The 25,697-nt window shown below is 65.7% G+C and carries 23 protein-coding genes; 11 read left to right on the forward strand and 12 right to left on the reverse strand.

Features of this window, described 5'->3' with window-relative positions; genetic code table 11:
* Positions 1 to 10: 10 nt before the first annotated feature.
* From mprF to pcaQ, 6 genes are all read right to left on the reverse strand, one after another.
* A complete protein-coding gene (mprF, locus tag V5734_RS06410) occupies positions 11 to 2,689 on the reverse strand; it encodes a bifunctional lysylphosphatidylglycerol flippase/synthetase MprF (RefSeq protein ID WP_347312675.1) in 2,679 nt (892 codons plus the stop codon).
* Between the two features lie 347 nt (positions 2,690 to 3,036).
* On the reverse strand, positions 3,037 to 3,681 hold the full coding sequence (locus tag V5734_RS06415; RefSeq protein ID WP_347312676.1) for a hypothetical protein: 645 nt from the start codon (positions 3,679 to 3,681) through the stop codon (positions 3,037 to 3,039).
* Positions 3,682 to 3,684: 3 nt separating this feature from the next.
* Positions 3,685 to 4,113: a hypothetical protein gene (locus tag V5734_RS06420; protein WP_347312677.1), complete on the reverse strand. Its 429-nt coding sequence runs from the start codon at positions 4,111 to 4,113 to the stop codon at positions 3,685 to 3,687.
* Positions 4,114 to 4,397: 284 nt separating this feature from the next.
* Complete coding sequence (locus V5734_RS06425) at positions 4,398 to 5,807, reverse strand: hypothetical protein (RefSeq protein ID WP_347312678.1); 1,410 nt, start codon at positions 5,805 to 5,807, stop codon at positions 4,398 to 4,400.
* Between the two features lie 524 nt (positions 5,808 to 6,331).
* The gene (locus V5734_RS06430; protein ID WP_347312679.1) at positions 6,332 to 7,033 is read right to left on the reverse strand and encodes an SDR family oxidoreductase; all 702 of its coding nucleotides are present in this window, start codon (positions 7,031 to 7,033) and stop codon (positions 6,332 to 6,334) included.
* A gap of 401 nt (positions 7,034 to 7,434) precedes the next feature.
* Positions 7,435 to 8,349: a pca operon transcription factor PcaQ gene (gene pcaQ, locus V5734_RS06435; RefSeq protein WP_347312680.1), complete on the reverse strand. Its 915-nt coding sequence runs from the start codon at positions 8,347 to 8,349 to the stop codon at positions 7,435 to 7,437.
* An 86-nt stretch (positions 8,350 to 8,435) separates the two neighbouring features.
* Here pcaQ and pobA point away from each other — a divergent pair, with 86 nt between their 5' ends.
* Genes pobA through V5734_RS06485 form a run of 10 tightly spaced genes read left to right on the forward strand, consistent with a single transcriptional unit; the run spans position 8,436 to position 17,219 of the window.
* Positions 8,436 to 9,605 carry a 4-hydroxybenzoate 3-monooxygenase gene (pobA, locus tag V5734_RS06440; RefSeq protein ID WP_347312681.1) on the forward strand — a complete coding sequence of 390 codons (1,170 nt, stop codon included), beginning with the start codon at positions 8,436 to 8,438 and terminating at the stop codon, positions 9,603 to 9,605.
* Positions 9,605 to 10,393 (forward strand): 3-oxoadipate enol-lactonase, encoded by a 789-nt coding sequence (pcaD, locus tag V5734_RS06445; protein WP_347312682.1) that lies wholly within the window; start codon positions 9,605 to 9,607, stop codon positions 10,391 to 10,393. The genes pobA and pcaD overlap by 1 nt, the downstream gene beginning before the upstream one ends.
* A complete protein-coding gene (pcaC, locus tag V5734_RS06450) occupies positions 10,386 to 10,787 on the forward strand; it encodes a 4-carboxymuconolactone decarboxylase (RefSeq protein ID WP_347312683.1) in 402 nt (133 codons plus the stop codon). The genes pcaD and pcaC overlap by 8 nt, the downstream gene beginning before the upstream one ends.
* Complete coding sequence (pcaH, locus tag V5734_RS06455; protein ID WP_347312684.1) at positions 10,784 to 11,506, forward strand: protocatechuate 3,4-dioxygenase subunit beta; 723 nt, start codon at positions 10,784 to 10,786, stop codon at positions 11,504 to 11,506. The genes pcaC and pcaH overlap by 4 nt, the downstream gene beginning before the upstream one ends.
* A gap of 1 nt (position 11,507) precedes the next feature.
* Positions 11,508 to 12,200 (forward strand): protocatechuate 3,4-dioxygenase subunit alpha, encoded by a 693-nt coding sequence (locus V5734_RS06460; protein WP_347312685.1) that lies wholly within the window; start codon positions 11,508 to 11,510, stop codon positions 12,198 to 12,200.
* A gap of 9 nt (positions 12,201 to 12,209) precedes the next feature.
* The gene (locus V5734_RS06465; protein WP_347312686.1) at positions 12,210 to 13,043 is read left to right on the forward strand and encodes a 3-keto-5-aminohexanoate cleavage protein; all 834 of its coding nucleotides are present in this window, start codon (positions 12,210 to 12,212) and stop codon (positions 13,041 to 13,043) included.
* Positions 13,040 to 14,329, forward strand: a complete 1,290-nt coding sequence (locus V5734_RS06470; protein WP_347312687.1) for a lyase family protein — start codon at positions 13,040 to 13,042, stop codon at positions 14,327 to 14,329. Before V5734_RS06465 ends, V5734_RS06470 begins: the two co-directional genes overlap by 4 nt.
* Before the next feature lie 12 nt (positions 14,330 to 14,341).
* Positions 14,342 to 15,367 carry a TRAP transporter substrate-binding protein gene (locus V5734_RS06475; RefSeq protein WP_347312688.1) on the forward strand — a complete coding sequence of 342 codons (1,026 nt, stop codon included), beginning with the start codon at positions 14,342 to 14,344 and terminating at the stop codon, positions 15,365 to 15,367.
* A 20-nt stretch (positions 15,368 to 15,387) separates the two neighbouring features.
* On the forward strand, positions 15,388 to 15,903 hold the full coding sequence (locus tag V5734_RS06480; protein ID WP_347312689.1) for a TRAP transporter small permease: 516 nt from the start codon (positions 15,388 to 15,390) through the stop codon (positions 15,901 to 15,903).
* Positions 15,900 to 17,219 carry a TRAP transporter large permease gene (locus V5734_RS06485; protein ID WP_347312690.1) on the forward strand — a complete coding sequence of 440 codons (1,320 nt, stop codon included), beginning with the start codon at positions 15,900 to 15,902 and terminating at the stop codon, positions 17,217 to 17,219. The genes V5734_RS06480 and V5734_RS06485 overlap by 4 nt, the downstream gene beginning before the upstream one ends.
* Positions 17,220 to 17,318: 99 nt before the next feature.
* Here V5734_RS06485 and V5734_RS06490 read toward each other — a convergent pair whose 3' ends face one another.
* Positions 17,319 to 19,235 carry an FAD-binding monooxygenase gene (locus V5734_RS06490; protein ID WP_347312691.1) on the reverse strand — a complete coding sequence of 639 codons (1,917 nt, stop codon included), beginning with the start codon at positions 19,233 to 19,235 and terminating at the stop codon, positions 17,319 to 17,321.
* Between the two features lie 135 nt (positions 19,236 to 19,370).
* On the opposite strand from V5734_RS06490, the gene V5734_RS06495 reads away from it, so the two are divergent.
* The gene (locus V5734_RS06495) at positions 19,371 to 19,826 is read left to right on the forward strand and encodes a MarR family winged helix-turn-helix transcriptional regulator (protein ID WP_347312692.1); all 456 of its coding nucleotides are present in this window, start codon (positions 19,371 to 19,373) and stop codon (positions 19,824 to 19,826) included.
* A 4-nt stretch (positions 19,827 to 19,830) separates the two neighbouring features.
* Here the strand turns inward: V5734_RS06495 and V5734_RS06500 are convergent, their stop codons facing one another.
* The 5 genes from V5734_RS06500 to V5734_RS06520 are packed head-to-tail and all read right to left on the reverse strand — an operon-like array spanning position 19,831 to position 25,687.
* Positions 19,831 to 21,315, reverse strand: coding sequence for an acyl-CoA dehydrogenase family protein (locus V5734_RS06500; protein ID WP_347312693.1), 1,485 nt, complete (start codon positions 21,313 to 21,315; stop codon positions 19,831 to 19,833).
* Between the two features lie 31 nt (positions 21,316 to 21,346).
* Complete coding sequence (locus V5734_RS06505; RefSeq protein WP_347312694.1) at positions 21,347 to 22,228, reverse strand: amidohydrolase family protein; 882 nt, start codon at positions 22,226 to 22,228, stop codon at positions 21,347 to 21,349.
* Positions 22,229 to 22,239: 11 nt separating this feature from the next.
* The gene (locus tag V5734_RS06510; RefSeq protein ID WP_347312695.1) at positions 22,240 to 24,105 is read right to left on the reverse strand and encodes a feruloyl-CoA synthase; all 1,866 of its coding nucleotides are present in this window, start codon (positions 24,103 to 24,105) and stop codon (positions 22,240 to 22,242) included.
* Between the two features lie 23 nt (positions 24,106 to 24,128).
* Complete coding sequence (locus tag V5734_RS06515) at positions 24,129 to 24,902, reverse strand: crotonase/enoyl-CoA hydratase family protein (RefSeq protein WP_347312696.1); 774 nt, start codon at positions 24,900 to 24,902, stop codon at positions 24,129 to 24,131.
* A gap of 20 nt (positions 24,903 to 24,922) precedes the next feature.
* Positions 24,923 to 25,687 carry an SDR family NAD(P)-dependent oxidoreductase gene (locus V5734_RS06520; protein ID WP_347312697.1) on the reverse strand — a complete coding sequence of 255 codons (765 nt, stop codon included), beginning with the start codon at positions 25,685 to 25,687 and terminating at the stop codon, positions 24,923 to 24,925.
* Between the last annotated feature and the right edge of the window lie 10 nt (positions 25,688 to 25,697).

Consider the following 25,697-nt stretch of genomic DNA (forward strand, 5'->3'; position numbering starts at 1 on the left):
GAGCCCGGCCCTAGTTCACCAAGTTTCGCACGCCGCCCGAGATCAGCACGTTGAGATCGTAAAGTACCCGGGGCACCGCGAGGCCGCCGGGGCTGGCAAGGTAGTGCGGGGTCCAGACCGGATCGAACTTCTGCTTGAACGCCCTCAATCCCTCGAAACGGTAGAAATGCTCTCCGTGTTCGTAAAGAAGGCCGCCCATCCGGTTCCAGAAGGGGGCGAAGCGCCGGTCGTCGAGGCCCGAGAACGGCGCCGCGCCAAGCGTGAACCAGTGAAAGCCGCGGTCGCGGGCCCAAAGGAGAAGCTCGGCGAAAAGCGCATCCATCGCATAGTTTGGCCCGGCGGGATCGTAGCGCATGAGGTCGGGCGACACCTCGTGCCGGTCAGCACCCTGCCAGAGATTGGCGAAAGCGAGGATCGGGCCGCTTGGCCCGCGCCGAAGAACCGCCACGTCGAAATTCCGCAGGTAGGGTTCCGAAAAGGCGCCGAGCGAGAACCCTTTCTCTTCGCCCTGCTTCAGCGCCAGCCACGCGTCGGAGACCGTCTTGAGATCCGGCAGGACGGGGCCGATCCCGGCCGCGGGGATCACCTCGAAGACAAGGCCCTCGCGGCCGGCGCGGGATCTGGCGTGGCGGAAGTCCTTGCGGGCCGCGCCGTCGAGGGTGAATTGCGCAAGAGCGACCCTCGCAACCTCGCCGATCTTCATGATCGAAAGGCCGAGGTCCAGGTAGGTGGTCAAGAACTGTTCCGTCACCGCATTGAAGGCGACACGTCGGCCCATCTTGTCGGCCCGTTCACGAAACATCCGGATCAGCGCCCGGCCGGATTCGGGCTTTCCCACCGGATCGCCCTGCGCGATGAGAGTGCGGCCGGTGTCAGCGTAGGCAAGGAAGGCTTTCTCGTCGGGGCTGATCAGAAACGATTTGTCGCCGGTGAGAGCAAGCTGCGCCCCGGCGCGCGGGCAGGCCGCCAGAAGCTCGCGCACGCGAGCCGGCACGGGCTCGGGCGTGCGGGGTTTGCTGCGGGCGGCGAGGAGCGATTGCAGGCTTATGCCACCGAAGATCACCGCCGCCGCAAGCGAAGCCCGCAGGAAGCGCGAGGCGCCGCCCTGCCAGGCGACCTGCCACCAGAGCGCGTCGCGATAGGCGGTGTGGGCATGAACGACGAACCCGATCCAGATGATCGTGGCGAGAAGTGCGGCTAGGCTGACGATCCACGCCCCGTCCAGCCGGAAGAGGGTTCCGCCCTCGATCCGGTAGAAGGCCGGCCGGAAGAGCGCCAGCAGACCCAGCGAGGCCAGCATCGACAGGGCCTCCTGCCAGTCGAGCCCCTTGGCGAGCGAGGCGACGATGCCGACCGCCATAAGAGCCGTCGCCACGACCCAGGCGCGGAAAAGGCGCCGGTACAGCCCGCGGGCGATGATGATCAGGAGCACCCCGGCGATCGACCCTGCGAGGTGCGATGCCTCGACGAAACCCAAGGGCAGGATGTCGCGCAGGATGCCGAGCCGCGTCTCGTCAGGCGGCAGGCTGCCGGAGGCCAGAAGGATCGCGCCGGCGATCAGGGCGATCCCGGCCGCGATGACGGGCGCGGCCGGCTGGGCGATCCGGTAGGCGCCGAGCGCCGCCTTGCCGAGGCTGCGTCGCTCTTCCACCGCCCAGGCGAGGCCGAGCCCGGCTGCGGCCAGCAGAAAGGGCAGGAAGAAGTAGAGGATCCGGTAGATGAGGAGGGCGGCCAGAACATCCGGCTCCGCCCCGGCGCCGAGACCGGCGACGAGCGCTGCTTCGAACACGCCAATGCCGCCCGGCGCGTGGCTGAGAACGCCCAAGGCGACAGCGCCGACATAGATGACGAAGAAGACCACGAAGTTCGCCACGATCCCGTCGGGCAGAAGAACATAGAGGCTGGCGGCCGCGACGACCATGTCGGCGACCGCGATGAGAGTGATCGCGGCGGCGAGACCGAGCGGCGGCAGCTCAATCCGGACGCGGCCGATGCGGAACTGCCGGTGGCCGAGGGCCAGCCAGCCATAGATGGCGACAAGCAGGATCAGCAGTCCCGCCCCGGCCATGGCTTCCGTTCCGGGGCTGATCGGCAAGCCCGCGCTCAGCCCTTGGGGATGGAAGCTGAACAGGAGGCCGAGCACCGTTGTCAGGCCGAGAAAGAAGGCGAGCCAGGTCATCCCGACGATATGGGCAACGGTCGTGAGATCGACCCCGAGCGCCGAATAGATCCGCATCCGGACACTGCTGCCGGTAAGCCAGGACGCGCCGAGGAAGTTCGAGATCGCGAAGCCGCTGGCCCCGGCCACGGCGGCGAGGCGCAGAGGCACTTTGCCCGGCGCAAGGCTCCGCAACGCCGCGACGTCGTAGAGCGACAGGGCGGCGTAGCTCGCAGCGACGCAAAGCAGCGCCGTGCCAAGGCTCGGAAACGGGATCGCCGACAACGCGGCCCGGACGTCGTGCCACTGGACCGAGCGCGAAAAGTGATGAAGCACCCCGATGCCGATCGCGACGATCAGCAAGGGGAAGGCGATCCTCACCGCCGGATGTGCGATCGCTCGCCCAACGCCGCCGCCGCGATTGCCGGTTTCGGCACCGTTCATCGGGGTGCAGTCTTGTCGAAAGGGCGGCGTATCGTCGTATCCGGCATGGCTCGGTTCCTTGAACTCCAGATGTCGCAGCGGCCCCATTTGTAATGAAGCACGGTCCCGTCTGGCCGGCCAGTATCTGCATCCTACAGGGGCCACAAATCTTGCCGAAAGATTACATCGACGTAGATCGAGCCCGAGGAGGTCCGCGCGACGTTCCCGGATCGACGAGAGCACTCCGCCGTATTCGCTTCCAGTGCACCCGCTCTTTCGGACGCGTTCATCGGGGCGTGATCGTCGGGTGCGGTCGGTCGTGGTGCCATCAGGGGGCATGCTTCTGTCCGCAGTCGGTTCGTTGGGCGCGCCGCATGTTGGCGGTCGAAGCCGAGGCCGGCGGTGCAAATAGTGCTGATCATTGGCACCCCGCAGGTCGGCTATGAGTGCGTCACCTAGTCCTCATAGGCGATCAGAATGCTCCTGTGAGCGCGGGTGGCGGAGCCGATCATCGCGGTGGCGTCGCGCAATGCCACACTCAGTCTTTCCGGCACCGAGTCGTCAGGGGGCAGATCCTGTCCGATCCCGGCACTGCCGGCGCGGCCCTGCACGAGCGTCGCCAAGTCGTCACGAATTCGGACGCAGTCGGACCGGCTCAGCCATCCGCAGGATTGTTCAATGTATCTCGCTTCGCCGAGCACGGTCCACCACGGGCTTTGGCTGAAAAGCAGCCGGATGGAATCGCCGCGCACCAGTCGGCCCGTCAGCTTGCGCCATCGCGGGTTACTCATGCCCCATTCTTCGATCTCGACGAAACCGCTCGCAAGGCTCGACGACAGCGACCCGATCGCCGTCAGATACGGCGCAAGCATCACCAGAGCCCACTCGCCTGTCTGGTCGGCTTCGTCATCCAGTGCCAGCCAAGTGTCATCGACGCGCATGTCGTTGTAGACGGGATTGCCGCTGTTGGCGCGATAGGTCTCCCGTGCCGCCGCCCACAGCTTTTCAGTTCGGCTGGCCGGATCGTCATCCCAGAGAGAATCCATTGCGGCGAGATAGGAGGCATCATCCAGTGCGTAGGCGTGATGGTATCGCGCCACGGCTCAGGTGCCAGGCACGCAGGCGGCGGGGGTAAAGCCGTTTGGATTGGCCGTGGCGTAAGTTGCGGCGGCGGCGGCGGCCACATTGGGAGGTGTGCCGACCGGCGCGTTGATGCTCCAATGGCCGGGCGGCGGCGTGGCGGCCCCGGTATAGCCCGGAAGGCCCTGAACAGCGCCGTCGGTGACGACGAACGCGTAGGCGCAGGGCTTGTTGCCCGGCGGCGCGTCGAAGGTCGACATGTCCGGGTTGAACCGGAATTGCGACGGCGAGGTCTTGGCCTTTCCGTTCGACCGCGCGTCAAGCCCGCGATAGACGATGACGGTATCCTCCGCGGGTCCGCCCTGAATATTGGTACAGGACGCCAGAGCGACCGTCGCGGCAGCGATGAGAAGAAGGTTGCGTCCAAAGCCGGTCATGTCTTGATGCGTCATGATCAATGGTCCCGTTTGATTTGAGATTTCAATTCTTCTTTCGAATAGGGTCGCATTACGTAGGAAAAAAAGCTGTGCAGTTGGGGGCGCGTATGGACAAGCACAACCCTGTTGAACGCGGCCGGCCCAACATACCGCAAACTTTTCATATACGTCCGGTCATTGGATCGGCGCATGCCCGGCATTACGATAAAGACCGGGACCGGCCATTTGTCCGAAATAAGTCTTCCGTCCTCCGTCGGGTATCCGTCGTTGGCCATTCAGAATACCTTTTCCGGCGCAGATCAGGTTGCGCTGACGCTGGCGGTATCCACGATCTTTGTCACGCCCGACATGATCGAGATGGGTGAAGAGGTAAAGGCGGCATTCACCTTGAACGACACTGACGTATCCGACGGCGCCGGAGATGTCTCGACCGTGACCGCGCTGGGTTGTCCGGAGACGCTCACCGAAATCGAACTGGCCGTGTGACCTCCCAGCAGGTCCGCGCCTTTGATCGCGTAGATCTGGCCATTCTTAAGCGGGCCGGTAACCTTGTTGCCGTTGCTGTCCTCGAAGCCGTTCACAGTGGGGGTGGTTCCCGGCGTCGCCGCAGCGACCACGGTGTAGGCCGAACCGGTCGACACGACGTTTATGGTCTTGGCGGGCGGAGTCGATCCTGTGACCGGCTCCAGGTGCGCCACAATCGTCGCCGGGCTGGCCTTTGGCATAGCCTTCGTCGGCGTGAACGACACCATGTTGCCCTGCGGATCGCCCACCGGCATGCTTTCGCCACCCTCGAAGTCGACAGTGAACGACACTTTCATATCGGCCGGCACCTCGCCGATCTCGGTCAGGAATACGCCGAGGATATGGTAGGTCTGACCGGTGGTCAGCGCATTGACTGCGGTCGCGCCGGAATCCGTCTCGACCGCCGTGACTGTTGGCTTGCGCTCGACAAGATCCTGAAGGAAATCAACAAGCTCAAGGTATTCCAGGTCGCTTTCGACGGACAGGAGGTCACCGCCGTACTTCCGGATGAAATTCGGCGTCACGAACATGTAGGTGTCCTTGTGCAGCAGCAGGTGCAGCGAGGATGTTTGTTCTTGGATGCAGGGTCCGAGCTTGAAGCTCTGGCTGGCTATCTTGGAATCAACGTAGCAGACCAAGGCGCTGACGATCGGCATGCCCATCAGGTATTCGCAGACGAACACGATGGTGCCGACGCGGCCGTCGCTCTTGTCGCTCTTGCCGCTGATGGAAAGGCCGCGTTTCGCAATGGATGAAATCATCGCTTGTGCGAAGACCAATTCGCCCGACCCCGTCGCCAGCCCGAGAAGCCCTTCGATCAACTCCCGGCTGACCGTTACCCCCCACGACGAGATCTCATGGGTGACGTCCTCCTGGCTCACCTGGATAAAGAGGCCCGACCCTCCAACGATGCCCTCGATCGCTTCGTAGTCGTAGATCGAATAAAACTTGCCTGTCTTCTTGTTGATCGTGGTGGCCATCGCCCGCGTCATTGCCGAGAAAAAGACGGAAACCTCGGCGAAGACATCGCGTACTTCTTGTGAGATTTCTTCCGATCCGATTTCCGTCGAAGCCATCATGATATTGCCAGTCTCGTTGAAGACATAGCGCTTCACGGCCTGAAGATTAAAAGGGTCCGGGTCCGGAACGGTGAGTTTCGTTGAGGGGACTGTCGCGTCAGCCATATTTATCTCCAAGTGTTCAATCTGAATAGATGACTGGAAATAAACAGCAACCCATCACGTCAAGTCATAAACAGACTTTGGCATCTTAATAATTCGAATCGATATATTGGTTATTTTGTGCGCGCGAATAGCGGCAGCGTCGCGAAAATAATCAAGGCATTTATCGTGGAGGTTGTGCGAGAGCTGGCGTGAATGGCCCAAATCGGAACGTCTTGAAGGGGGGGTAGGGGCCTGGCGTCGGGCGTTGCCGAACCAAGCCGGATTGAGGCCGATCCGGATGGTGCCTGGGGGCCGGTGAAGGCCGGACCCAGTCCATTCGTTTACATCTCAACGCGCCCGAAGACGACCCGCTTGGGCGTGACGCTTTACGTCCGTTTCCCACTCTCCCGTCGCAACCCGAAGGATCAGCCTCGCGGGGGGCGAAACGCTGAAGACCGCGTCGTCCCCCGCCACGGTGGGGGCGGCAGAAGGCAGAAAGGCCCGGCGGGCGCCGAGCGCGGCTTAGGCGTATCCTTGACCTCAGGCTACATCGACCGTGTTACGCCGCCATCGACCCGAAGGCTCTGGCCGGTGATATAGCTGCTGTCATCGCTGAGCAGGAACGCCGCCGCCTTCGCCTGTTCTTCCACCCGCGCGAGGCGTCCGAGCGCCGACATGTCGGCATATTTCTGCGGCAGGTCGAGACTGTCCGTGAAGCCGGGAAGCAGGCAGTTCATACGGATATTCGCCGGGCCGTAGCGATCCGAAAAGAGCTTGGTGAAGCTGGAGACGCCAACGCGGTAGACGCTGGATGTCGGGAAAGCCAGAGACGGCTCAAAGGCCGAAAACGTCGTGATGTTCACGATCGATCCGCCCCCCTGCTTTTCCATGACAGGGCCGAGCAACTTTGCCATGCGGATGACCGGCTTCAGCACCATCTCGTGCGCCCGGTCCCAATCCTCTTCCGGGATCGCGAGAAGATCGCCTTTAGGGGGGCCGCCGACATGGATCAGGCAGGCGTCGACGCGGCCATAGGATTCCATCGCCAGATCGAAGATCGCCTGCGTGTCCCCGGCGGTTTCGGCCTTGCCGCGATGCGCGACGCCGCCGAGTTCGACGGCGAGCTTTTCGCAGCTTTCCGATGGAGACATCAGCGCCAGCTTGTAGCCGCGCTTGTCCATCTCGCGGGCGGTGGCGGCGCCCATGCCGCGGCCGCCGCCGATGATGAGGCATATTTTCTGTGTCATTCCGTTTCCTCAGAACCGTTCGATGAATAGGGGGAGACGTCAGTTTCGGGCGGTTCACCCGCGATCAGCAGCATGGGCCAGGCCGCGATGACCGTGCCCCGTGGCGTAGAAAACGCCGCGCGCTTTGGCCGACGCCGACATGACAGGTACCGTATCAGGACAGGAGAGGCTATGTTCCATCCAGTTCCGTTGCGTTCCGGTCGCGCAGGTTGGGAAGAGCTTGGCGCGCGTTCCACCGCGATCTTCGCGTCGAACGGTTCGTGAGCCTCGGGGCCCGGCGCCTATCCGAGATAAGGTTTGGAGCCATCTTGCAGCGACGCGACCAATTGCGGGCGCGCGCCACTGTTTGGCAGCAGATGAACATGGCCAACTTGACGAGAAAGGGATCCCCGCATTTCCGGTCATTCCAGATCCAGTATCCGCGCCGCGCGGTGCACCGCCTGAACGAAGAGCTGGCCGGCCGCCGTCTCGGAGGCGCTGGCGCGCCGCATGAGCCCGACCGGCGCGCGCGTCAGCGGAGTCTCGATCGGCAGCTGCATGAGCGAGCCCTCCGCCACCTCCCGCGCGACGACGCCCCTTGAAATGAACCAGATCGCGTCGGACTGCTTGGTGTAGGCCCGCCCAAGCGCGCCGGAGACGGTTTCGATCCGCCGCGGCGGCGGGGCGATGCCCTGCGCGATCAGGAGGCGCTCCACGAAGGGCCGGATCGCGGCGCCCGGTGGCGGAAACAGCACCGGCCAGTCGCCGATCCGGCGCAGGTCGGGGTTGGCGAGGATCGGATGACCGGGCCGGACCACGACCGCGACATCCTCAAGGTAGAGCTGGGCGAAGCTGAGCCCCGACATCGTCTCGGGCTCCCCCAACCGGCCAATCACGAGGTCGAGACTGCCGGCGCGCAGCTGATCGGTCAGATAGCCGTGCGGGCCATCAAGCACGATGAGCCGCATCCGGGGCGCCAGGTTCGTCATCTGCACCAGCACCTCCGGCATCAGCCGCGCCGCGACCGACGGCAGCGCGCCGACCCGCAGTTGCAAGGCCCCGGCGCGCTCCGCCTCGCTGATCCCGGCCAACCCCTGTTCCAGCGCGGTCAGGCTGGTCTGGGCGTAGGCGTGGAACAGTTCGCCCTGCGCCGTCAGCGCCACGCCGCCCCGGCCCCGGGTGAGCAGCTCGACCCCGAGGATCTGTTCAAGCTCCGACAGGGTGCGCGAAATCGCGGGCTGTGTCAGGAACAACCGCTCGGCCGCGCGTTTCAGGCTGCCCTGCCGGACGATTTCGGTCAGTGCCTCCAGATGGCGGATCTTGATGCGACGATCCATGATGTCCAATATTGGTAACTATAACGACGATTATCTCATTTTACTTCGCGATTTCAACATGTGAATATGCTCTCAGGAGGACATTCATGCACATACCAGTCGTCATCATCGGCGGCGGCCCGTCCGGATTGCTGCTGGGCCAGTTGCTGCACAAGCGCGGCATCGAGGCCGTGGTTCTCGAGCGCAAGACCCGCGACTATGTGCTGAGCCGGATCCGCGCCGGGGTGCTTGAGACCGGCCTTGTTCGGCTGATGGAAGAGGCTGGCGTCGCCGAACGGCTGCATCGTGAAGGCTACGTGCATGATGGCACCCAGATCGCCGCGAACGGCGAGATGTTCCATATCGACTTCAAGAAGCTGACCGGCACACCGATCCTCGTCTACGGCCAGACCGAGGTGACGCACGATCTTTACGACGCCCGCGAGGCGTCGGGCGCGCGCACCGAGTTCGAGGTCGACCATGTCGAAATCCACGGTGCCGACACTGACAAGCCCTATGTGACCTACCGCCAGAATGGCAATGGGCACCGGATCGACTGTGATTTCATCGCGGGTTGCGACGGGTTTCACGGCGTCAGCCGCCAGACGATTCCGCTGTCTGTGCGGCGCGAATACGAAAAGACCTATCCCTTCGGCTGGCTCGGCATCCTGTCACGCACGCCGCCGGTGCATGACGAACTGATCTACGCCAATTCCGAACGCGGTTTCGCCCTTTGCTCGATGCGCAGCGCGAGCCTGTCGCGCTATTACATCCAGTGCGCCCTGTCCGATCACCCGGAGGACTGGACCGATGCCGCCTTCTGGGACGAGTTGAAGCGGCGTCTTCCCGCGGACGTGGCCGAGCGTCTGGTCACCGGCCCGTCGATCGAGAAGTCCATCGCGCCGCTCCGGTCCTTCGTGACCGAGCCGATGCGCTGGGGTCGGCTGTTCCTGTGCGGCGACGCGGCCCATATCGTGCCGCCGACCGGGGCCAAGGGCCTCAACACCGCCGCGAGCGACGTCCAATACCTCTACCAGGGCCTGTGCCAGTTCTACGAGGAAGGCGACAGCGAGGGGATCGACAGGTATTCTGAGCGCGCCCTGTTGCGGGTCTGGAAGGCGGAACGCTTCAGCTGGTGGTTCAGCGGCCTTCTGCACCGCTACCCGGACCAGAGCCCGTTCGACCTGAAGATGCAGCAGGCGGACATCGCCTTCCTGCGCGACAACGAGGCGCAGCAGCGCGCCTTTGCCGAGAACTATGTGGGGCTGCCCTACTGATGCTGAGCGCGAACCTAAACGGGGTCGATATCTGTTATGTCGATCAGGGGCCCAAGGACGGCCCGGCGGTCATGTTCGCCAATTCGCTCGGCACCGATTACCGGGTCTGGGACGATCTCCTGCCGCACCTGCCTGCCGGGCTGCGCGTGGTGCGCTACGACAAGCGCGGCCACGGGCTGAGCGACGAGCCCTCCGGCCCCTATACGATCGAGAACCTGGCCGACGATGCCGCCGGTCTGATCCGGCATCTCGGCCTTCGCGATACCGTGTTCGTCGGCCTGTCCGTCGGCGGCCTGATCGGCCTGTCGCTCGCCGCGCGGCACGGCGGGCTCCTGCGCGGGCTCGTGATTTCGAACAGCGCCGCGAAGATCGGCGATGAGCCGCTGTGGCGGGACCGGATCGCCGCGATCCGTACCGGCGGCCTGACCAGCATCGGCGCGCCGACGATGGAGCGCTGGTTCTCGTCCGCCTTCCGTCAGAGCGGCCGCGCCGCGCCCTGGCAGCGGATGCTCGAACGCCAGCCGGTCGAGGGCTACATCGCCTGCTGCCAGGCGATCGCCGCTGCGGACCTGCGCACGGCGGCACGGGGCCTGAACCTGCCGGTGCACCTGATCGCCGGGACCGAAGACGGCTCCACCCCGCCCGACGTGGTCCGGGCGACGGCCGACCTGATCCCCGGCGCGCGGTTCTCGGTGATCGAGGGCGCCGGCCATATCCCTTGCGTCGAGGCCCCCGCCGACTACGCCGCGATTCTCACCGGTTTTCTTGAGGAAGTTGGCCATGTCTGACCGCTATGCCCTTGGAATGCAGGTTCGCCGGGAGGTTCTCGGCGATACCCATGTCGATCGCGCCGAGGCCGGCAAGACCGAGTTCGACGCCCCCTTCCAGGAACTCATCGCCAGCTCGGCCTGGGGCACCGTCTGGGCCAGCGACGGCATCAGCCGCCGCGAACGCTCCATGCTGACCCTCGCGCTTCTGGCCGCGACCGGAAATTTCGAGGAGATCCCGATGCATGTCCGCGCCACCGCGCGCACCGGCGCCTCGCGCCGCGACGTGCTCGAGGCGTTCCAGCATGTCGCCATCTATGCCGGCGTGCCCCGCGCGAACCACGCGCTCAAGCTCGCCAAGCAGACCTATGCCGAAATGGACGCTGAAACCCCTGCCGAGGAGGGCAGCCGATGACACCCGCAGAATATTACCAGCGCGACAGGCGCCTGCATCCGCCCGCGCATGTCCCGAGCTACAAGACATCCGTGGCGCGCAGCCCGCGCTATTCGATGATTTCGCTGCAGAACTCCGTGAGCGAGATCACCGGCCCGGTGTTCGGCCATAACGATATCGACCCGATCGACAACGACCTCATCAAGAACTACGCCAAGACCGGCGATCCGGTGGGCGAGCGCATCATCGTCCACGGCCGGGTGCTTGACGAGAACGCGCGGCCGGTGCCGAACACTCTGGTCGAGATCTGGCAGGCCAATGCCGGCGGGCGCTACCGTCACAAGAAGGACACCTACCTTGCGCCCATCGACCCGAACTTCGGCGGCTGCGGCCGCACGCTGACGGACGAGAACGGGTATTATTTCTTCCGAACGGTGAAGCCCGGCGCCTATCCCTGGCGCAATTGGGTCAACAACTGGCGGCCCGCCCATATCCACGTTTCGATCTTCGGCTCGGGCTTCCTGCAGCGGCTCATCACCCAGCTCTATTTCGAGGGCGACCCGCTGATCCCGCTTTGCCCGATCGTCCAGACGATCCCGGACCCGGACGCGATCGAGCAGTTGACCGCGAAGCTCGACCTCAATGCGACGATCCCGCTGGATTCCATCGCGTACAAATTCGACATCGTTCTTCGGGGCCGCCGGTCGACCCTGTTCGAGAACCGGCTGGAGGGGAACTGACATGCCGCAGAATCTGAATTACCTTCGCGAAACCGCCTCGCAGACCGCTGGTCCTTACGTCCATATCGGGCTCGCGCCCGGCGCCGCGGGTTTCGACATCTACCGCCAGGAGCTTGGCTGGGACATCGCCGGGCCGAATGCCAGGGGCGAACCCATCCGCGTCGAGGGGCTGGTGATCGACGGCATGGGCAGCCCGGTGAAGGATGTGCTGCTTGAGGTCTGGCAGGCCAATGCCGACGGCAACTACGCCCACCCCGAGGGCGGCGGGCCGGTCGAAGAGGGCTTTCGGGGTTGGGGCCGCGTCATCACCGATTTCGAAACCGGCGAATGGGGTTTTGATACGGTCAAGCCGGGCGCGGTGACCCCGCGTGCCAAGTTGACGTCGAGCGTGGCCCAGAAGGTCCGCGAAACCCATCCCGACTGGCAGGGCCGCGCCGACGAGACGCACGCGCCGATGGCGCCGCACCTCAACCTCTGGATTGTCGCGCGCGGCATCAATATCGGGCTCAACACCCGGATGTATTTCGAGGACGAGGCTGAGGCGAACGCCGCCGATCCGGTCCTGAACCTGATCGAGTGGGAACACCGCCGCGCGACCCTGATCGCGAAGAGGACGGAGCGCGACGGCAAGATCGTCTATCGCTTCGATATCCGGCTCCAGGGCGACAACGAAACCGTCTTCTTCGACATCTGAGATCGCGACATGACCAAACCCTGCATCATCTGCGTGGCGATCACCGGTTCGCTCCCCACCAAGGAAAACAACCCCGCGGTGCCGATCACGGTTGCCGAGCAGATCGAGTCGACCCACGAAGCCTTCGAGGCCGGCGCGACCATCGCGCATTGCCATGTGCGCGACGACGCGGGCAAGCCGACGAGCGACCCGGAGCGGTTCGCAGCGCTGAGGGCCGGGATCGAGAAGCACTGCCCGGGCATGATCGTGCAACTCTCGACCGGCGGCCGTTCGGGCGCGGGTCAGGCACGGGGCGGAATGCTGCCCCTTGCGCCCGACATGGCCAGCCTCTCGGTCGGTTCGAACAACTTCCCGACCCGCGTTTACGAGAATCCGCCGGACCTCGTGGACTGGCTCGCGTCGGAGATGATCAAGTATGATGTGAAGCCCGAGATCGAGGCCTTCGATCTGAGCCACATCCTGCAGGCGTCGAGGATGTGGAAGGACGGGCGGATCAAGGATCTGCCCTATGTCCAGTTCGTGATGGGCGTGAAGAACGCGATGCCCGCGGATCGCGACGTCTTCGACTACTACATCCACACGGTGAAGCGCCTTTTCGGCGAGGACGCGCCTTGGTGCGCGGCTGGCATCGGCCCGAACCAGATCGTTCTGAACGAATGGGCGATCTCTTCGGGCGGCCATGCGCGCACGGGCCTCGAGGACAACGTGCGGATCGGTCGCGACACCCTGGCGCCGTCGAACGCGGCGCTGGTGAAGCGCGCCGTGGATCTATGCGAGAAATATGACCGCCCCGTCGCGACCTGCGGGCAGGCGCGGGCCATATTGGGTCTGCGTGCCGCATGATGTTGACCGACGGCCTCTTCAGCGACATCGAGCTTCGCGCCGTCATGGATGCCGGGGCGCAACTGCAAGCGATGCTGCGGGCCGAGGCCGCGCTGGCGCGGGCCGAGGGCCGTCTGGGCATCATCCCGGAGGATGCCGCCAAGGCAATTGCCCGCACGGCCGAAGACCTGAGGCCAGACCCCGAAAGGCTGATCGCCGTGACCGCGAGATCCGGCATTCCCGCGCAGGCGCTGGTTGGCGCGCTGAAATCGGCCTGCGGGGCGCATGGTGACTGGGTCCATTTCGGCGCCACCTCGCAGGATATCCAGGATACCGGGCTGGTTCTGCAACTCTGCACCGCGCTGGACCTCATCGAGGCACGGTTGATCGGACTGGAGGCCGAACTCGCCACGAAGGCATCGGCGCATGCCGGCCTGACCATCGCCGCCCGGACCCGGTTCCAGATCGCGGCACCGACGACGCTTGGGGCAAAGATCGCCGTCTGGCGCGCGCCGCTCTCGCGCCATCTCGACCGGCTGGCCGAGCTGCGTCCGCGCCTCCTGAACGTCTCGCTCTACGGCGCGGCGGGCACCGGCGCGGCGCTCGCCCCCCGGATGCCCGAAGTTCGCCGCGCGATGGCCGATGACCTCGGCCTTGGCGCCGCCGACATCCCCTGGCACGCGGCCCGCGACGCGATCGCGGAGCTTGGCGGATGGATGGCGCTGGTGACGGGCTCCCTCGGCAAGATCGGCGCCGACCTCATTTTGCTCGCCCAGTCCGGGATCGGCGAGGTCACGGCGGGCACCGGCGGCGGATCCTCGACCATGCCGCAGAAATCGAACCCGGTCGCGGCCGAGGCGCTGGTCAGCCTCGCGCGGCTCAACGCGGGCGCCATTTCCACGCTGCATCAGGCGATGATCCATGCGCAGGAACGCGACGGATCGGCGCTCGCGCTCGAATGGCTCGTCCTGCCCGAGATGGTGATCCGCACCGGCGCCGCGCTGCGCCTCGCGCAGGAGCTGGCCCGGACACTGACACCGGACCCGGTGCGGATCGACGCGACGTTCCGCAAGGACCGGGGCGCGATGCTGGCCGAGGCGGCGGGCTTCTATCTCGCGCATCAGATGCCGCGCGCCGAGGCGCTGAAGATCGTCGCAACCGCTTTGGCCGAGATCGGCAGGAGCGAGACCGAAACCCTGGCCGGGGCGCTTGCGCGCCTTCAACCAGGTCATGACTGGGCGCGCATTCTTGCGCCCGGGGCAAATACCGGCGAAGCGGGCGAGTTCTCTCGCCCAACGAAATCATAAGGGAGGACCACCATGAAACATCTACTGCTCGCCACCGCCGCCTTCGCAGGGCTGGCCGGGGCCGCTGCCGCACAAGAGGTTGTGCTGCGCGTTGAACATTTCCTGCCCGCCGACTCGACGATCCAGCGCGACGTGCTGGAGCCGTGGAGCAAGGCGGTCGAGGACCAGTCCGGCGGCCGGATCGACGTTCAGATCTATCCTTCGATGCAGCTTGGCGGCAAGCCGCCGCAGCTCTTCGACCAGGCCCGCGACGGGGTCGTGGACGTGTCGTGGACGCTGCTCGGCTACACGCCGGGCCGGTTCCCGATGTCGGAAGCGTTCGAATTGCCGTTCATGGCCGGCACTGCGGCCGAGACCACGGCGGCGTTGCAGGACTACCAGGCGAAGTACCTCGGCGACGAGTTGAAGGACGTGCATGCCCTGATGCTCCACGCGCCCGCGGGCTACAAGATCCATACCAGGGACAAGACGGTCGCCAGCATGGCCGACCTCGCCGGGCTGAAGATCCGCGCGCCCTCGCGCACGATGACCGACGGGTTGAACGCGCTCGGCGCGACCGCCGTCGGCATGCCGGTGCCCGAGGTGCCGCAGGCGCTGACCACCGGCGTGATCGACGGCGCGGTCATTCCGTGGGAGGTCTTCGGCACGCTGCGGATCGAGGAGGTCGCCAAGGATCACACTGAATTCGGCCATGAAAATGGCGGCATGTCGACTTCGGTCATGGCGTTGGTGATGAACCAGGCCAAGTATGACGGCCTGCCGGACGATCTGAAAAAGGTGATCGACGACAACTCCGGCGCGACGCTCGCCGCGATGGCGGGAACGGCTTTCGACAAGGCTGAAGACGATCAGCGCAAGATGGCGGTCGATGCCGGCCATACGATCACGATCATCCCGGAGGCCGATATCGCCGAATGGCAGACCGCAAGCCAGCCGGTGATCGACGCCTGGGTCAAGGCGATGAACGACGCCGGCCATGACGGCCAGGCCATGCTCGACGACGCCAGGGCGATGCTCGCCAAGGCGATGGGCATGTAAGGACGAGGAAGGAGGGCGGTATGTCCGAACCATTGACCGAACACGGCCATCCGGTGCCGCTGCCCGGCTGGATTGCCGCTCTCTGTCGCGTCTTTGCCGGGATCGGCGGCGTTGTGCTTGTCGGGATGATGCTGATGACGGTCGTCAGCGTCACCAAGCGCACCCTGTTCGGAGCGCCGATCTCGGGGGATTTCGAACTCGTCGAGATTGGCAGCGCGATCGCGATCTTCTGCTTCCTGCCGTGGTGCCATTCGGTGGGCGGGAACGTGCTGGTCGATTTCTTCACGATGAAGGCGAACCCGCGGATGAACAACGCGCTGGAGGCATTGGGAGACCTCCTCTACCTCGCGATCGCGGCGCTCCTGATGTGGCGCCTGATCCATGGCGGCATCGACATGCAAGCCTATGGCGAACAGTCGATGGTGCTGCGGATCCCGGTCTGGTGGAGCTTCCTCATCATCGTCCCCGCGATGGGGCTTTTGGTCGCCACCTGCGCGGCGACGTTTTGGGGACACTTGCGGAAGGCCATGACATGAACGGAATTTCCGCCGGACTGACGGGTTTTGGGGTTCTGCTCGCCCTGATGGCGATCCGTGTGCCGATCGGTGTCGCCATGCTGGCGGTCGGGATCGGGGGTTACGGCCTCTGGACCGGGGTCACGCCACTTCTGGCCTTTCTCAAGACTTCGACCTACTACCAGTTCTCGACCTATTCGCTGTCGGTGATCCCGCTCTTCGTGCTGATGGGGGAATTCGCTACCCATGCCGGGATGAGCCGCGCGCTCTACCGCACCGCCGCAGCCTTCCTTGGCCATCGCAAGGGCGGGCTCGCGATGGCCTCGATCGGCGCCTGTGCGGCCTTTGGCGCGATCTGCGGCTCCTCGCTCGCCACCGCGGCAACCATGGGCCAGGTCGCCTTGCCCGAGATGCGCCGCTACAACTACAGCGGCGCGCTCGCCACCGGGTCGCTGGCCGCCGGCGGGACGCTCGGCATCCTGATCCCGCCCTCGGTGATCCTGGTGCTCTACGCGCTGATGACCGAACAGAGCATTGCCAAGATGTTCGTCGCGGCGATCGTGCCGGGGGTGCTGGCCGCCCTGGGCTACATGATCGCGGTCTCGATCTTCGTGCGCCGCAATCCGGCCGACGGTCCGGCCGGGCCGCGCGTACGCTGGCCCGAGCGGATGATCGCGCTGAAGGAGACGTGGTCGCTGATCCTGATTTTCGCGCTGGTGATCGTGGGCATGTATCGCGGCTGGTTCACGCCCACCGAGGCGGCTGCGGTCGGCGCATTCGGCACCGGGGTGCTTGCGATCCTGCATGGCGGGCTGCGGCTCAAGGGGCTGATGCACTGCCTGCGTGGCACGGCCGCGACCTCGGCGATGATCTTCCTGATCCTGCTCGGCGCAGAGATCTTCAATGCGTTCCTCGCCCAGACCCAGACGCCGATGCTGCTGGCGAACGCGATCCAGGCCTCGCAGATGACGCCGATGCTGGTGCTCCTGTCGATGCTGGCGCTTTACCTGCTGCTCGGCTGCGTCATGGACTCGATGTCGATGCTGCTGCTGACGATCCCGATCTTCTACCCGATCATCGCGGGGCTGGACTTCGGCATGCCGCGGGAGGACACGCTGATCTGGTTCGGCATTCTGGCGGTGGTCGTGGTCGAGGTGGGCCTCATCACGCCGCCCGTGGGGATGAATGTCTTCGTCATAAACGGCATGGCACGCGACGTTCCGATGATCGAGAGCTTCCGCGGAGTTCTTCCGTTCCTCATCAGTGACATCGTGCGCATCGGCTTTCTGATCGCGCTGCCGGTGATCTCGCTGGGCCTGGTGCGGATTTTCGGGTAGGCGGTGCCTGTGCCTCTCGGCTGGATTCCTTCAAGGGCCTCGACCTGATTTGCGTGGCCGGCCTTCACCGCTGGATAGGTATCTGCGGCATAGCGGGGATCAGCGATCCCCGGCAACCGGCAGCAGGAAGCCGTCGAAGAACCGCGCGAGTTCCGCGTGGGCATCGAAGGGCAGCACATGGGCGACGTATTGGTCCGGCCGCACGACCACCAGCGCGCCGGTCTTGCGGTCGATTCCGCGCAGATCGAAGATGTCGCGGCCGGGGTTCGGGTCGGCGCAAAACATCTTTTCGTAGTCGATCAGACCGAATGTGCCCTTGCGCGGCATAAGAAGCCCCGGCAGCGCCTCGAGCGCGACCTCCCGGCTCGGTTGTTGGCAGACGGCCCGCAGGTCGATGCGGCTGTCGGTGTCGGCGCCGGCAGGTGTGTATTTCCGGATCGGCGAGTTCGGCGCCGTTTCGAGGAAGTCGCATAGCTTGCGCAGGGCGGAGCCATCGGCGGTCGGATCCTCGTCCGGGCAGAAGGCGAAGACGTGCCAGCGCGCATCGGCCTGCACGGTGTGGCCCAGTTCCATCGGCTTTGCGTCGGCCAGCCGCACCACGGGCGCGGAGTGGAGCCGTGCGCCAATCGGGAAGCCCGGCGCCAGCGCCTGCCAGCGTGCCGCCCCGGTCAGGGTCGAAGGCTTGTAGGTCACCGACATGCCCGCCGTGTAGCGCCCGTGTTCGATGAAATAGCGCTGGAACTTCGGCGCGTTGCCATCGCCGCCGTCCTCGGGGCGTTCGCTCATGATCCGCGCCCATTCCCGGTCGAAGTCGATCAGGTCTTGCGCCACCGCCTGCCGTTCGGCCGAATAGCTGTGCAGGATTTCGGGCGCGCAGCGCCCCTGCAGCACCGAGACCAGCTTCCAGCCGAGGTTGAACGTGTCGCCCATCGACACGTTCATGCCCTGGCCGGCCTTGGGGCTGTGGGTGTGGCAGGCATCGCCGGCGATGAAGACATGGGGCAGGCGGGTTGCCACTTGATCGGCAGGCACGTCGTCGAACTTGTCGGTCAGGCGCTGGCCGATCTCGTAGACCGACCACCAGACCACGTCTTTCACCTCGAGCGAATAGGGGGCGAACACGCGTTGCGCCGCCGAAATGAGCTTGTCGACCGTGACGTCGCGGTTGACCCGCTCGCCTTCGCTGAGCTTCTCCAGCTCGATATAGATCCGCACGAGGTAGCCGCCCTCGCGCGGGATGATGAGAACGCTGCCCGCGTCGGCGGACTGGATCAGCGACTTGCAGCGGATGTCGGGAAAGTCGGTGACGGCAAGAACGTCCATCACGCCCCAGGCCTGGTTGGCGGAATCGCCGACAAGCTCGCGCCCGATGGCGCGGCGCACCTGGCTGCGCGCGCCGTCGCAGCCGACGACGTAGCGCGCCCGAAGCGTCCGGGTGGGGCCGGCGGCCCCCTCGGCCGGTTTCAGCGTGACCGTCACCGGGTAGTCGGCAGCCTCCGGGTCGATCGTCAGGCCGGCGAGTTCGAGCCCGTAATCCGGCTCCAGCCGCGAGGGCGACTTGCGCATGATGTCGAGATACATGTCATGCACGCGCGCCTGGTTGAGGATCATGTGCGGCATTTCCGACAGACCGTCCTCGACATCCTGCACGCGCCCGTTGCGCGCGATCCTCGCAGGGTCCTTCGGGTCGGGCTTCCAGAATGTCGTCTCGTTCACCCAGTAACCCTGTTGCAGGATCGTGTGCGCGAAGCCGAAGGCGTTGAACATCTCCATCGACCGGCACGAGATGCCGTCGGCCTGACCCTTGTCCATCGGGCCGGACTTGCGTTCGACGATCCGGGTGCGGATGTCGGGGAAGGCGGAAAGCTGCGCGGCGAGCGTCAGGCCCGCCGGTCCGCTGCCGATGATGAGCACGTCGAGTTCCGCCGGAAGACCGGCTTTGGCGGTGTCGCGCCCCGGCGCCGCGTCGCGCAGCTCGGGATCGCCGGGGTGAAATCCATTCAGATAGTACTGCATGCCGCGGCGCCTCCCCATGAAATGATAAGTTGACTTATTATTTTGCACGGATCGGCGAGGGGCGCAAATAAAAAGTATGTCGTCTTATCAATTTTCGGCTATGGTCCGCCGGAGACGGCTACCGGAGAGAGCGGAATGGATAGGGCAGACGGCCAACCCAAAAGCCCCCTGCTGCCGGGGCACCTGATCCGGCGCCTGCATCAGATTTCGACCCAGGTCTTCCACGACCGCGTGCGCGAGGCCGGGTTCGACCTGACGCCGGTGCAGTTCGCGGCGCTGGACGCGCTGCGCTACCAGCCGGGGATGGACCAGGCGGGGCTCGCGCAGGCGATCGCGAAGGACCGCGCGACCGTGGGGGCAGTGGTCGACCGGCTGGTGCAGAAGGGGCTCGTGTCGCGGATCGTCAACCCGCAGGACAAGCGCGGGCGGGAGCTGCGGCTGACCGGGCAGGGGGAGGAGCTTGTAGCGGCGCTGACGCCGGTCGTGGTGGCGCTGCAACCCGACATCCTGCCGGGGCTGAGCCCGGAGGAATACCGCCGGTTCGTGGCGCTCGCCGCAAAGGCGGCGACGGCGGCAAGCGAGAGCGGCTGAGCGGCTAGGCCGCCAGCCGCCTGCCGATCGCCAGCGCGATCAGTGCCGCCGTCTCTTGCGCGAAGCCGTGCGCCTCGGCGCGCAGATCGGCCATGCCGGCCAGGGCCCGCGCCCGGGCCGTCCACGCATCGGCCTGCGCCCGCACCTCCGCATCGCCGGGCGCAAGCCTGGTAGCCAGTTCCGCGAACTGCCCGATCGCGCGGCCTTCGTCGAAGCGCAGCCCGCGCGTGGCGAGTGTCAGGGCATGGATGCCGTTCGTGCCCTCGTAGATCGCGGTAATCCGCGCGTCGCGCCAGACCTGCGACAGGCCGTACTCTTCGAGGTAGCCATACCCGCCGAGGATCTGGATGCCGAGATCGGCGGCGCGAATGCCTGCATCGGTCGCGTGGATCTTGCAGAGCGGCGTCAGGAACTCGACCAATGCGGGGCGGGCGCCACTCTCCAGTTCGGCGAGCGCGATGTGACACATCGCGCGGGCAATCCGGGCGCTGTCGCATTGCTCGGTCAGCATGCGCTGCACGTCGGGATGATCGGCGAGCGTCGCGGGCGCGCCATCCGGCAGGCGGCCCTGCCGGCGCTCGGCGGCATAGGCGGCGGAAATCGCGTGGGCACGGGTGGCATGCGCCACGCCCTGCAAAGCGACGTCGAGCCGGGCATGGTTCATCATCGTGAACATCGCGGCAAGCCCCTTGCCCTCTGCCCCGATCAGTTCGGCGCGGGCGCCGTCGAACTCGATCTGGCAGGTGGGGGAGGCGTGCAGCCCCAGCTTCTCCTCGATCCGTGTCACCGCGACGGCGTTTCGCAGCCCTTCGACGTCGGAAAGGCAGAGAAACAGCGACAACCCCTTCACGCCATCCTCGGCTGCTCCGGTGCGCGCGAGCACCAGATGCAGGATCCCCTCGGACATGTCCTGATCGCCGCCCGAGATGAAGATCTTCTGCCCGTCGATGCGCCAGCCCGCGCCGTCGCGGCTGGCCCTTGTGCGAATGCGTGACAGGTCGGATCCCGCGCCTGCCTCGGTCAGACACATGGTCGAGAGCCACGCGCCCGATGTCAGCTTCGGGATATAAGCGGACTGCTGTTCGGGCGTCCCGTGGGCGAGCAGCGTCGAGATCGCCCCGGGCACGAGGCCCGTGACCATCTGCAACGAATGGTTCGCGCCCGAGAAGATCTCGGACACGGCCGCGGCGGTCAGGTGGTCCATCGCCTGTCCGCCGAAGCCCTCCGGCGCGGTCAGGCCCTGCCACCCGCCTTCGGCCAGTTCGGCATAGGCCGCGCCGAACCCGTCGGGCATCCGCACCCGGCCGTTTTCCAGCCGGCATCCCTGCCGGTCGCCCGGCGCGTTGAGCGGCGCGATCACCCCCTCGGCGAAGGCAGCGAAATGCCGGATCACCTCCTCGGAGAGCTCCGCGTCGCGCGCGGGCACGTCGCCCGCGAAGGTCCGCAGGCTGAAGAGGATGTCGTCGACGGGGGCCTGGAAGGGGGTCATCGGTGCCTCGGGTCGTGGTTGGTCCGGAAGATCAGGCGTTCAGGCCCAGAAGGCGCATCGCGTTTTCCTTCAGGATCAGCGGGCGCACCTCGTCGCGGAACTCCGCCTTGTCGAAGGCATCGAGCCATTTCTCGGGTGCGATCATCGGCCAGTCCGACCCGAACAGCATCTTCTTCTTCAACATCGTGTTGGCATATTGCACGAGGATCTTCGGGAAGTATTTCGGCGACCAGCCCGATAGGTCGATGTAGACGTTGGGCTTGTGCTGGGCGACCGACAGCGCCTCTTCCTGCCAGGGGAAGGACGGGTGCGCGAGGATGATCGGCATGTCGGGGAAGTCGACCGCGACATCGTCGATGATCATCGGGTCCGAATACTTGAGCCGCATCCCGTTGCCGCCCCGCATCCCCGAGCCGACGCCGGTCTGTCCAGTGTGGAACAGCGCGGGCTTGCCGGACTCGGCAATCGCCTCGTAAAGCACATAGGCCGCCCGATCATTGGGCCAGAAGCCCTGCATCGTGGGGTGGAACTTGAAGCCCTGAACGCCGTGGTTTTCCACCAGGTCCCGGGCCTCGCGCGCGCCGAGCTTGCCCTTGGCCGGGTCGATCGAGGCGAAGGGGATCAGGATATCGTCGTTCTTGGCGCAGGCATCGGCGACCTCGTAATTGTCGTAGCGCCGGTAGCCCGTCTCGCGCTCGCTATCGACCGGGAAGATCACCGCGGCGATATTCATCTTGCGATAATGCGCGGCCGTTTCGTCGATGGTCGGAGGATGCGACCAGGGCGCGCCGAAATATTTCGCCATCGTCGATTGCAGATCGTCATAGCCGTCGTCGGCATGACAGCCGCAGGCTTCCTCGGCATGGGTGTGGAAGTCGATCGCGCGGACCTTGTCGAAGTCGATGTTCTTCATCTTAAGCCTCCTCAGACGCGGATCAGCGCCGGGTCTTCGTTGTCGTAGAGCCTTTCCAGCAAATCGGCGCGGCGGGTCAGGATCTTCTGGATGTTGAGCGATCCCTTGTCGGTGATCTCGTGATGTTCGAGCGAGGGCGGCTCGGCCAGGACGATGGCACGGGTGATGCGCTTGGCCGAGCCTGTGACCTGGGCATTCATGTCCCGCAGGCGCTCCTCGATCCGGGCCATCAGATGAGGCTCGGTGATCGCGCCCCGAGTGACGTCGGAACTGGCCAGCGCGGGGGTCGGGAAGACGAACAGCCCGACCTCGCCGCGGTCATGGCCGCAGATCACCACGTCCTGCGCGATGCCCGAAAGCTCCTTGAGCGCGGACATGCGCAGGTTGCCCGCCTGCACCCAGGTCCCGGTTTCGAGCTTGAAGTCCTCGGAGACGCGGCCATCGAAGACCAGCCCGCGCTGCGGATCCTCCGGATCGACGAATTTCACGGCGTCGCCGGTGATGAAGAAGCCTTCATCGTCGAAGGCCTTGGCGGTCCGTTCCGGGTCGTTGTAATAGCCTGGCATCACGTTCGGGCCCTTCACCCGGACCTCGCAGCGCATGTCCTCGTCGGGGATCAGCTTGACGATCACGCCGGGCAGCGGGACGCCGATCACGCCCGAGCGGCCGATGGGTTCATGCACCATCAGGCAGGCCGGGGCGGTCTCGGTCAGGCCCCAGCTCGAGATCATCATCGGCAATCCGCCGCGCGCTTCGATGCAGAACTGCTCGAGCGCCTCCCAGACCGCCTGCGGCAGCGAGGCGCCGGCGTAGAACAGCAGGTCGAGATCCTTGCAGAGATGCTTTTGCAGTGCCGGATCGTCCTTCAGGGCTTCGGCGAGCATGCCCCAGCCGACCGGCACGTTGAAGGCCAGCGTTCCCGGCCGGTCGGTGCGGTTCCCGAGCGTGGTGGCAAAGCCCTTGCCCGTGGGCTTGCCGCTGTCGATGGTCAGCGTGCCGCCGTGGGCGAGCATCATGTTGACGTTGTGGCTGCCGCCGAAGACATGGTTCCAGGGCAGCCAGTCGGTGATCCGAGGCGGGTGATCGTCGAGGAAGGGCAGGACGACGCCCATCTGCACCTGGTTGACGCACATCATCCGGTGCGTGGTCAGCACGCCCTTGGGGTCCGAGCTTGAGCCCGAGGTGAACAGGATCTTGGCCAGGGTGTCGGGGCCGACCGTCGCGTGGACGGCATCGACATCGACCGACGGCTCGCCCGCCAGCAGGTCGGCGAAGGGGGTGATCGGCCGCCCCGCCTCTCCGCGCACCGCGACGACCTCGACATCCGCCAGTTCGGGAAGCTCGACCGCGGCCCGGTACCGGGTCGCGTCGTCGACGAAGGCGAGCTTCGGTTTGACCTTGTCGAGCACGTAGGTCAGCCGACCGTGGGCCTCGGTGATCAGCGAATACTGCTCGGCCAGCGGCACCACCGGCACGCCTGCATATTGCGCACCGAGCGACAGGAGCAGATGGTCGAGCCCGTTGCCGGACATGATCACGATACAGTCGCCCTGGCCCAGACCGCGCTTGATGAGTGCGGCGGCGACGGCGCGCACCTGCGCGAGCAGTTCGGCATAGGTGACATTGCGCCAGCCGGGGCCGACCTCGGGCCGTTCGGATACCGCGACGCGGTAGGGCGCTTCCCTGGCCCAGCGGTTGAGCCAGGCACCCGTGTTCGGAACCGGGTCGGGCAGGTCATAGCCCGAGCCCAGCAGGATCGTGCCGTCGGTTCGGCGCTCCACCGTCACCTTGTGCGGGACATTGCGCGTCAGCGTCAGCTTGCGCGCCCATTCGGCGCGGGCGGCAGGCTCGTTCGGTGCTGCGGGAATTGCGGTCATCTCTCCCCCCGGTGTGCTCTGGATCAGCGGAATACAGGCGCGCGCTTTTCGAGAAAGGCGCGAAGGCCTTCCTGCGCATCGGGTGTAGTCTGCACGAGTGCCGCGCAGAGGCTTTCGGTGAACAGCCCGTCGGCGCGCGACATGTCGTTGATGCGTGAGAGCGCCTGGACCATGAAATAGTTGGACATTGGTGCGTTGCCGGCGATTTCGGCAGCGAGCCTGCGTGCCAGGGGCAGCGCTTCGCCCGCGCCGACGCTGTAATGGGTCAGGCCGAGGCGCAGCCCTTCCTCGGCATTGTATTTCCGCCCGGTCAGCATCATCTCGACCATCCGGTCGGCGCCGAGGATGCGCCCCACGCGGACCGAGGCGCCGCCGCCCACGAAGATCCCGCGCCGGCCCTCGGGCAATTGGAAGATCACCGAAGGCTCGGCGATGCGCACATGGGTCGAGGCGGCAAGCTCCAGCCCGCCGCCAATCACCGCCCCGGTCATCGCCGAAACCGTGACGCGCCCGCCGAACTGGATCGCGTCCATCACCCGGTGCCAGTTGCGCGAATGATAGACGCCTTCCTCGGCCGAGCGGTCGACATGTTCCGACAGGTCGAGCCCCGAACAGTAGTGGCCGCCTGCGCCGGTCAGGATCACTACGCGGACCTCGGGCGGCAGGCCGGAATAGGCGGCCTCGATCGCCGCGATCAGCCCGTCGCTCATGGCGTTGCGCTTGTCAGGGCGGGTCAGGGTGACGGTGGCGATCTGACCATCCACTTCGGTCGTCAGGTATTTCACGTGATCGGACATTCTTCTCTCTCTGTGGATCGTCATTTCGGGGCCAGGCGCACGGCGCTGTCGATGCGGATCACCGCGCCATTGAGCAGGGGATTGTCGACGATGGCTTGCACCAGCATGGCGTATTCGTCGGGCTTGCCCATCCGCGACGGGAAGGGCAGGCCGGCTTCAAGCGAGGCCTTCGCACCGGGCGGCAGCCCGGCACTCATCGCGGTCTCGAACAGGCCCGGCGCGATCGTCATCACGCGGATGCCGAAACGGGCCAGTTCCCGCGCGGCGGGCAGGGTCATCGAGGCGATGCCGCCTTTCGAGGCCGCATAGGCGGCCTGGCCGATCTGGCCATCCTCATAGGCGACCGAGGCGGTGTTGACGATCACCCCGCGCGCCCCGTCCGCGTCGAGCGGCTCGGCGGTGGACATCGCGCGGGCGGCCAGGCTGAGCACGACGTAGCTGCCGAAGAGATTGACGCGCAGGGTCCGTTCGAAAACCTCGAACGGCAGGGTGCCGTCGCGCGGCAGGATTCGGGCGGCGGTCCCGATACCGGCACAGTTGACGACGATGCGCGGTGTGCCGAGCTCGGCCTGCACCCGTTCGAACGCGGCCTCGACCGCGACGGGGTCCGATACGTCGGCGGCAAGCGCGAGGCCGCCGATCTCGCCTGCCACCCGATCGGCGGAGGCTTGCGACATGTCCATCACGACGACCCTGGCGCCTTGCCCGGCCAATCTGCGGGCGGTGGCCTCGCCAAGTCCGCTGCCGGCGCCTGTGACCAGCGCGATCTGACCCGAAATATGCATCCGAGTTCCC

Source organism: Defluviimonas sp. SAOS-178_SWC (genome assembly GCF_039830135.1).
In the GTDB taxonomy this organism is placed as follows: Bacteria; Pseudomonadota; Alphaproteobacteria; order Rhodobacterales; family Rhodobacteraceae; genus Albidovulum.